At 63.9% G+C, this 8,452-nt stretch carries 8 protein-coding genes; 3 read left to right on the top strand and 5 right to left on the bottom strand.

Going from position 1 to position 8,452, the window contains the following annotated elements; genetic code table 11:
• Nucleotides 1-1,186 (bottom strand): IS1380 family transposase (locus tag BJI47_RS03285; RefSeq protein ID WP_088942103.1); only part of this gene is annotated, 1,186 nt, incomplete at its 3' end.
• Nucleotides 1,187-1,328: 142 nt separating this feature from the next.
• Between BJI47_RS03285 and BJI47_RS03280 the strand changes: the two genes are divergently transcribed.
• Both BJI47_RS03280 and BJI47_RS23615 read left to right on the top strand, forming a co-directional pair.
• Entirely contained in the window at nt 1,329-1,514 is a 186-nt protein-coding gene (locus BJI47_RS03280; RefSeq protein WP_088942386.1) for a hypothetical protein, read from the top strand.
• 86 nt (nt 1,515-1,600) lie between these two features.
• A complete protein-coding gene (locus BJI47_RS23615; protein ID WP_125458646.1) occupies nt 1,601-2,401 on the top strand; it encodes a hypothetical protein in 801 nt (266 codons plus the stop codon).
• Here BJI47_RS23615 and BJI47_RS03275 read toward each other — a convergent pair.
• Complete coding sequence (locus BJI47_RS03275; protein WP_088942385.1) at nt 2,378-3,640, bottom strand: MFS transporter; 1,263 nt, start codon at nt 3,638-3,640, stop codon at nt 2,378-2,380. The two genes, BJI47_RS23615 and BJI47_RS03275, sit on opposite strands and share 24 nt — an antisense overlap.
• On the bottom strand, nt 3,633-4,973 hold the full coding sequence (locus BJI47_RS03270; RefSeq protein WP_088942384.1) for an NAD(P)-binding domain-containing protein: 1,341 nt from the start codon (nt 4,971-4,973) through the stop codon (nt 3,633-3,635). Before BJI47_RS03270 ends, BJI47_RS03275 begins: the two co-directional genes overlap by 8 nt.
• 102 nt (nt 4,974-5,075) lie before the next feature.
• Here BJI47_RS03270 and BJI47_RS03265 point away from each other — a divergent pair, with 102 nt between their 5' ends.
• Nucleotides 5,076-5,927, top strand: a complete 852-nt coding sequence (locus BJI47_RS03265; RefSeq protein ID WP_254900345.1) for a metalloregulator ArsR/SmtB family transcription factor — start codon at nt 5,076-5,078, stop codon at nt 5,925-5,927.
• Between the two features lie 17 nt (nt 5,928-5,944).
• On the opposite strand, the gene BJI47_RS03260 is transcribed toward BJI47_RS03265, so the two are convergent.
• Both BJI47_RS03260 and BJI47_RS03255 read right to left on the bottom strand, forming a co-directional pair.
• On the bottom strand, nt 5,945-7,003 hold the full coding sequence (locus BJI47_RS03260; protein ID WP_088942391.1) for an ArsO family NAD(P)H-dependent flavin-containing monooxygenase: 1,059 nt from the start codon (nt 7,001-7,003) through the stop codon (nt 5,945-5,947).
• A 23-nt stretch (nt 7,004-7,026) separates the two neighbouring features.
• Complete coding sequence (locus BJI47_RS03255; RefSeq protein WP_088942382.1) at nt 7,027-8,451, bottom strand: FAD-dependent oxidoreductase; 1,425 nt, start codon at nt 8,449-8,451, stop codon at nt 7,027-7,029.
• Nucleotide 8,452: the final 1 nt, after the last annotated feature.

The following is an 8,452-nucleotide window of genomic DNA, read 5'->3' as shown; positions in this document are numbered from 1 at the left end:
GGTCGAGGGCGAGTTGCACGATAGCCAGCCAGATGCGGTTTTGATCGAAGCCGTGCAACGGGAAGTTGGTGAGACCGGTGTCCTTCGCGACGCGGATCCGGTCCTCGCAGCGCGCACGGCGACGGTGACGAAGTTCGAGATCCTGGACCTTCCCGCCGACGGTGTTGGTGGCGAACGCAGTCAACCGCAGGCCGTCGGCATCGGTGAACCGTAGTTGAGCACCGGGGTGTGGTCGTTCTTTTCTGATGACCACGCGCATCCCCTCCGGCCAGGCGGTGAGGTCCACGATGCCGGTGGCGTCGATGACCCAGGCACCGTCACGGACTTTCTTCTGTGCGTCGACGGCGACCGACCAGGCGTCCTCGGGAGCGTCGGCGAGTGCGGTGACCATCGCATCGGTGAGCCCGAATCCGATCGAATACGAGACCCGTTGGTTGTGGAGCCAGGTGAGGTATTTGTGGCTCGCGCCGGCACCGTCGGTACGAATGAGCACCTTCTTGCCGGGGCGTGTGCTGCTGGTGGAGGGTAACTGTGCCAACGCTTTCCGAGTGACCTCGATATGATCTGCCGCTGTGTTCGATCCGGCGTTACCGGGCCGCAGCAGCGCCGCGACAGGTTCACCGGTCCCGCTGGTGCCGTGGTCGACGAACGCCATCAGGGGATGAAATCCATAGCCTCGTTTGTACGTCGGTGCAGCAGACTCCTTGTCCGAGTGGGCCGCGACGAGGGTGGCATCGAGGTCGATGACGATCGGATTCTTGGCGGTGATGTCGTGATCGGGAGCGTGCTCGCCGGCGTGTTTCCACGCCGCGGTGCGAGCGGATGCTCGGGCGGTGTCGATCGCGGTGAGCACCGAGGCGGTGTCGGTGGTCAATGCCGTGATCAGGCGGGAGACGGTGGGATCGGAGGGAACTCTTCCGAAGACGGCAGCGTGTTCACGCAGGGTGGCGATGTCGGCGAGGCAATCCCCACCGAGGGCCAGCGACACTGCGAGGTCGAGGACGATCTTGCCGGGGTCGAACTGCGCCAACGGTTTCCGCCACGACACGAGCTGCTTCGACAACGCTGCGGTCAATCCCGTCACTTCCGCCGTGCGCAGCAAAGTCACTGCACCGGCGTGCGACACGACACCGGTTCCGGTGGCATCAACGGACAGGGTGGGGTACGACGACGTAGACTTGCTCACCAGAAGGGTGCTCCTTGTTCCAGCGTGTATTCAACCTTAGACAAGTCGAATTATCGCAGGTGGGAGCACCTTTCTTCGTTTTCGACACAGATCAGATCCTCACCTCTGTGAAAGCACGAGGCTAGCCAGAGGTCTTGAGCTGTTGGAGTCCAAGACCCTGACACCAGCGGAGTACGACAAGATCGTGGCGGGATTGAAGAAGGCTACCGACAGCATTCAGATGCTCAGAGGCAAGCCAACAAGCCATACCGCCAAGGCCGACACGACAGATGAAGATGCCGCCAAGATTTACGAGCAGTATCTGGCCGAGCAGCGCGGTACAGAATGAACATAGATCAATATCTAGATAAGTTTCCTCAACACTTGAGACACATATCGGCAATGCGCCGACAGTGGACGAAGAATGACTGTCTTATGTTCGTACTGGTCTATCTTCAAAGTTCAATCAGATTTGATGACGAAGCACCGAGTCTTGCGCAGTTTCATCTTGATCTAGCCGACTACGCTCAATCGCTATGTACCGACAAGGCAATGCGTGATGCATGGATTGCGCCACGTGAATCAGGCAAGTCCACATGGCTGTTTAAATTAATTCCGCTATGGCTAGCAGCGCATGGTCACAGTAAGTTCATCGCGGCATTCAGTGACTCAGCAACTCAGGCAGAGCAACATCTTGCAACATTCAGTGCTGAGCTACAGAGCAATGAGTTATTAAAGCTAGACTATCGAGAACTATGCAAGCCAATGATGCGCGGTACAGCTAGCCGATTCGTGTCACAGAGTCGTAGCCAAATACAGCAAGCAAATGGATTTAGTTTTGTAGCCAGAGGCATTGACGCTAAGACACTTGGTTTGAAGATCGGTAATCAAAGACCAGACTATTTGTTATTGGATGATGTAGAAGGCGATGCGTCTAGCTACTCGGAGAACGACATTGCCAAGCGTAAACATACGATCTTGTCGTCAGTCATGTTCCTAGCGTCTAGAGCTAATGTTGCACTGGTCGGTACGACTACGACACAGGGGAGTCTGATTGACCAGATTCGTACGGTTGGTGAACTCAGAGCTGAGCATGCTCAGGCGTTGGCTAGTTCGGCGGTACACAATGAGCATGACTCAGGCATTGCGACAATTGTCAAACATAAGTCCAATACAACAATGAATGTCAATGCTACCGGTAATGCGACGTATCTAATGAAGACGAATAGCCGATGATTCCGTCTGTTGTGGGGTCTGGTCGATCAGTTTCGGAACGCTGTAGGCCGCCAGGGCGGCGGAAGCCAACGCTGATGCCCCGAGCACGATGTAGGCGCCGGAGTAACTGCCGGTCCATCCTGCGACCAGGGATCCGGCCCACGGTGCTATTGCCATCGTGATCACGATGGGTGCGGACATGATGCCGTTGAGGTGCCCGTATTCGGCGGGTCCCCATCGGTCGGTGATGGCGGTGGCCTGGATGAGAGTGAAGACTCCGCGGGCGAGTCCGGCGCCGACCGCGATGGCGACCAATGCGATCAGGGAGGTGACGACGCCGAGTGCGAGGGTGGTCAGCGCCGTGGCTGCGATGATACCGACTGTTCGTCCGCGGACCCCGGTGAAGCGTTGCAGCGGTAGGTATCCGACTCGCCCGAGGACCTGGCCGAGTCCGCCGAGTCCGAGTGCGGTAGCGGCGACGGCGGGATCTGCGCCGTGCTCGATCAGCAGTGGAACCAGGTTGAACACTCCAGCGAACGCGACGAACGCCGCCAGGCTCAGCGACGCGGTGAGCATGACGAACGGCCGACTTCGAACGACATCGGCCTTGTCCATCGCGGCAGGCGCGTCGGGATGCACCGCAGTGACCTTCGGCCAGCGGCCGCGCAAACCGAACAGGTGGCCCGGCACCGTGACAACGAGCAGAATGCCGGTGAGGGCCACATATGTTCGACGCCAATCACTCTGGTCCGACAACAGTGCGGTCAGCGGTGCGAAGACGGTACTTGCCAGCCCGGCGGCGAGGGTCAAGATCATCAGCGCCCGGACGCGGTCCGTTCCCCACCACCGGGTCAGTGCGGCGAAGGCGGGTGGGTAGAGCACGGCGCCCATCGCCACCCCAGCGGCGGTCCAGCCGAGGTAGAACACGACCAGGCTCTGCGATGTGGCAACGACCACCAGGGCCGGGGCCGCGATCACGGATCCGGCGGTCATCACCCAGCGCGGTCCGTGACGGTCCAGGATCCGTCCGACCGGGATCCCGACCAGCGCTGCGACGAGCTGGCTCAGCGAGAACGCGGCCACGATCACCGACGTGGACCAGCCGGTGTCCGCCGTGATCGCCGGGGAGAGAACAGGGAAGGCGTAGTAGAGGATTCCCCAGCTGGTGATCTCGGTGAGACACAGGACGGTCAGAACCCGGCGTCGCCCAGGATGCGGTGCTTCCTGTTCCGACGCCGGGTCGGTGACCGGTTCAGTCACGAGAGGGTGCGCTGAGGCTGATCAGCTCCGGTGCTGCCGGTGCACCGCAGCATCCGCCGCTGCCGGCTGCGCCGGCGTTGGGGTCGTCGAACAGTCCTGCTCCGCCGCAGACTCCGGTGTCGGGAAGGGTCAGTTCGACTTTCCGTGCGCCGTCGTGATCGCCGGCGAGTTCGGCGGCGATGCTGCGTACTTGCTCGTAGCCGGTCATCGCGAGGAATGTCGGTGCGCGGCCGTAGCTCTTCATCCCCACGAGGTAGAAACCTGGTTCCGGTTGGGTGAGTTCGACTACGCCGTGCGGTGACACCGATCCACAGGAGTGCATGTTCGGATCGACCAGTTCGGCCACGAACCTCGGTGCCTGCAGGGTGGGGTCGAGATCGAGGCGAACCTCGGACAGCCAGGATAGGTCCGGCCGGAACCCGGTCAGTGCCACTACCCGGTCGACACCCTCGATCCGAGCGCCACCATCTCCGACCAACGTGAGTCGGTCGTCTTGCGGTGCAATCGTTTCGGTGCGGAATCCGGACACCACGGTCAGGTAGCCGTCGTCGACGGCCTTCTTCGCTCGTAGGCCCAGTGCGCCGCGGGCGGCGAGTTCGTCGGATTCGCCGCCGCCGAACACCTCGTCGGTGACACCGCGTCGCACCGCCCACGTCAGCGTCGTGCCCGGCTCTTGGGCTGCGAGGTCGGCGAAGGTGATGATCGCGGTCAGCGCCGAATGTCCACTGCCGGCGATGACGATGTGCTTGCCCGCGTACTCGGCCCGGATCTGCTCGTCGGCGAGATCAGGAACGCGGTACGAGATTCGTTGGGCGGCAGTGCGTTCGCCGACGGCCGGGAGGCCTTCACTGCCCAGCGGGTTCGGCGATCCCCAGGTGCCGGATGCGTCGACGACGGCGCGGGCCAGGATGCGTTCCTCGCTGCCGTCGCTGTGGCGGATGTGAACGGAGAGGGGCTCGGTGTCGCGGCCTGCGTCGACGACACGGTCGCGTCCACGTCGCGCGACGCCGACCACCTCGGAATCGACCCGGACGACGTCGCCCAGGACTGCCGCCAATGGTCCGAGGTAGGCCTCGACCCACTCTCGGCCCGTTGCATAGGTCTCGCCGTCGGGCGCGGTCCACCCGGTCGGCTCGAGCAAGCGGGCGGCGGCGGGGTCGACGACCTCGGACCACGGGGAGAACAGGCGGACATGATTCCACTCTGCGACGGCAGCACCTGCGCTGTGTCCGCGTTCGAGAACGAGGACCGCAGAACCGGTTTCGGTCAGATGTGCGGCAGCGGCGAGGCCGATGGGTCCGGCACCTATCACCACGACGGGGTACTCGGTCATCTTCTTACTCCCTTTCATCGATGATCATCAATGCTTATGAGGTGACTGTATCGATACTCGTCGATGCTGACAACCATCGACAGGCATCGATATACTTCGGTGATGACCGTTATCGCCCCGCTCGTCGATGCGCCGATCGATCTCGCCCCGCTCGGGGCGGGTGATGCGGCGACGTATGCCCAGTGGTTCGCCTGCCTGGCTGAGCCGATGCGGGTGCGGATCCTGCATCTGGTCGCCGGATCCGGTGCAGGGATCGCCGTCGGCAAGCTCGCCGACGCGCTCGAGATCGGGCAACCCACGGTCTCGCATCACGTCCGTAAGCTCGCCGACGTCGGCTTCGTGACCCTCGGTAAGAGAGGCACAACGACGATCGTGTCGGTGAACCCGACGTGCTGCACCGGTCTGCCGCATGCCGCCGACGCGGTGATGGGGGTGCTCACCCCTCGTCCATGCTGCCCGGCGGACCTCCCGGCCGATGTCACCGTACGCGCGATGACGGACGCCGACTGGGATGCGGTGCGGCGGATCTATTCCGAGGGAATCGCCACCGGCAACGCGACGTTCGAGACCGAGGTCCCCTCGCAGGACCAACTGGCCGAGAAATGGTTGCTGGGTCATCGCTGGGTCGCCGTCGTCGACGGCCACGTCGCCGGATGGGCGGCGTTGACGGCGGTGTCGGCCCGGGACTGCTACCGCGGGGTGGCCGAGAATTCGGTGTACGTCGGCGAGGAATTTCGAGGCCGTGGGGTGGGAAAGTCGTTGATGCACAGACAGGTCACCGAGGCTGATGCTGACGGCTTGTGGATGTTGCAGACCTCGATCTTCCCCGAGAACCGCGCCAGCATCGCCCTGCATCACGCGTCCGGGTATCGAACGGTTGGTATCCGTGAGCGGATCGCCCAGCTCGATGGGGTGTGGCGCGACACCGTCCTCCTCGAACGCCGCGCCGACTGATGTCCCGACCAGTACATTCACGACAGCGCTGTCACCAGCTCAGAGATCACGGCACGTGCGGTGCGGCCCACCCCGATCAGCGTGGCCGATGCCGCGCCGGTCCAGTCGCCGTAACCGAGAAACACCATCGTCGGCTGATCCTGAACATGATTGTGATGCAACGATATCGGCGAGGTGTCCGTCGACGGAAGATGCAAAGGACGCAGGTGCCGCAGGGCGGGCCGGAAGCCGGTGCACCAGACGATCGCGTCGAGCCTGTCCGTCTGTTCCCCATCGGTCACACCATCCGGCACGACCGCAGTGAACATTCGTCGGCTGTGCAGCACACCCCGATCACGTGCTTCTTTCACGGGCGGGACCATGACGATGTCGCCCAACCCGGCGACCCCGCCGGAATCGTCACCGCCGCTCGCCAGCACACGGGCTCGGTCGCTGGCGACATCGAACAGGACGCGGCCGTCGACATCGTCGGGCAGGAACCTAGGCTCGCGGGTGGTGAACCACAGCGTCTCGGTGACGGTCGAGATCTCCGCGAGGATCTGCGCCGCCGAATTGCCGCCCCCGACCACAGCAACACGCACACCCTCGAATCGCTCGGGGGTGCGGTAGTCGGCGGCATGCAACTGAACGCCGGTGAAGTCCCGCATCCCCGGGTAACTCGGCCAGAACGGGCGGGGCCACGTACCGGTGGCATTGATGATCGCCGCCGCACCGATCGAGCCGGCGTCGGTGTCGACGCGGTACCCGCCATCGGCGCTGCGGTGCACGGAGTCCACTCGGACAGGCCGGCGGACGGGTAGGTCGTACTTGGTCTCGTAGGCGGTGAGGTAGTCCACCACGTGTGAGGCGGGCGGGAAGCCGTCCGGCCACGGCGGCATCGGCCACCCGGGTAGGTGCGAATACTGCGCAGGTGAGAAAAGGTGCAGCGAGGGCCAGTAGTCCTGCCACGACCCACCCGGTGCGGGCTGGTCGTCGAGGATCACGAAGTCGAGTTTCGCGCGGCGCAGGTAGTAGCCGGCGGCGAGCGCGGCCTGGCCGCCGCCGATGACCACCACCTCGGTGGAGGTGGTGGTCACGGTTGTAGCAGTGTCAGGTTGGGTCACACTGTGACAGTGCGGCGCTGAGCGTCGAGCTGATGCTCCCTGACCCAGGCCTGGGTGGCCATTTGCACCGCGTCCCAGGGTGATCCGAGGGGCGGGGTGTAGGACAGGTCGAGTTCGCTGACGGCGTCGACGGTCATCTCGTGGAACAGTGCCGCGGCGTAGGTGTCGACGCGCTTGGAGATCTCGGCACTCCGTCGTCCCACCAGCTGTGCCCCGAGCAGTCGTCCGGTGGCCGTGTCGCCGGTGATACGGATCGAGATCGGGGTCGCACCCGGGTAGTAGGCCTTGTGATCGTCCGGGGTCGAGGTGGTCGACACCGGGATCCACCCGGTGCCGGCGTCGTGGGCTTCGTGCTCACGCAAACCTGTCCGGGCGGCGACCAGGTCGAAGACTTTGACCACCTGGGTGCCGAGGCTCCCCGCGAACACGGCGTCACCGCCGAGAGCGTTCTCCCCGGCGACCCGACCCTGTTTGTGGGCGGTGGTGCCCAGCGGCAGCCACGTCGACCCGAGCAGACGATGATGGGTGACCACGCAGTCCCCGGCTGCGAACACGTTCGGCAGAGACGTGCGCATACCGGCGTCGACGACGATCGCGCCTTTGTCGCCGAGCTGCGCACCGGCATCGGCCGCGAGAGAGACATCCGGGCGGACCCCGACCACGACGAGCACCAGATCGACCGTCCGCGACAGGGATTCTCCTGCCGATGTCGCGGCGGTGACCGTGAGCGCGTGACCGTCTCGGCCGATCGAGGAGACCGTCGTGCCGGTGACGACCTCGACGCCGCCGCGTTCGAGTTCGGCATGCACCAGTGCACCGAGCTCGGGGTCGACGGTCGGGAGGACTTCTGGGAGGGCTTCGATCTGGGTGACGGCGATACCGCGGGTGGTGAGACCTTCGGCCATCTCGAGGCCGATGTATCCGGCGCCGATGATGACTGCGGTCTTCGGGTCGCGGATGGTGATCGAGTCCATGACCTCGAACGTGTCGCCCATCGAATGGAGCAGGTGCACGCCGTCTTTCGGGCCGAGTGCGTCCGGTCCGGTTAGACCGGAAATGGGCGGGCGGGCGCTGACAGCGCCGGTGCCGACGATCAATGCGTCGTAGTCCAGCGAGAAGTCGTTGCCGTCCGGGCCGGTGACAGCGAGCGATTGTCCGGGGACGTCGATGGCAGTGGCGCGGGTGTCGGTGAGTACTCGCATGCCGGTGGCGGCGAGGTCCTCGGCGGTGCGGTGAGCGAGATTTGTCCAGTGTGTGACTTCACCGGAGACGTAATAGGGAATTCCGCAGATCGAGAAGTTGGGGTAGGCGTCGGCGACGACGACGGTGACCTCGGCGGTGGGGTCGAGTTCCCGGGCACGGAGGGCTGCGCTGATTCCGGCGTCGCTGCCGCCGATGGCGACTATCTTGCGTCCAGGCATG

The organism is Rhodococcus sp. 1168 (assembly GCF_002091955.1).
In the GTDB taxonomy this organism is placed as follows: Bacteria; Actinomycetota; Actinomycetes; order Mycobacteriales; family Mycobacteriaceae; genus Rhodococcoides.
Note: the sequence above shows the minus strand (reverse complement) of the source record. Positions and strands in the feature narration are given on the sequence as shown.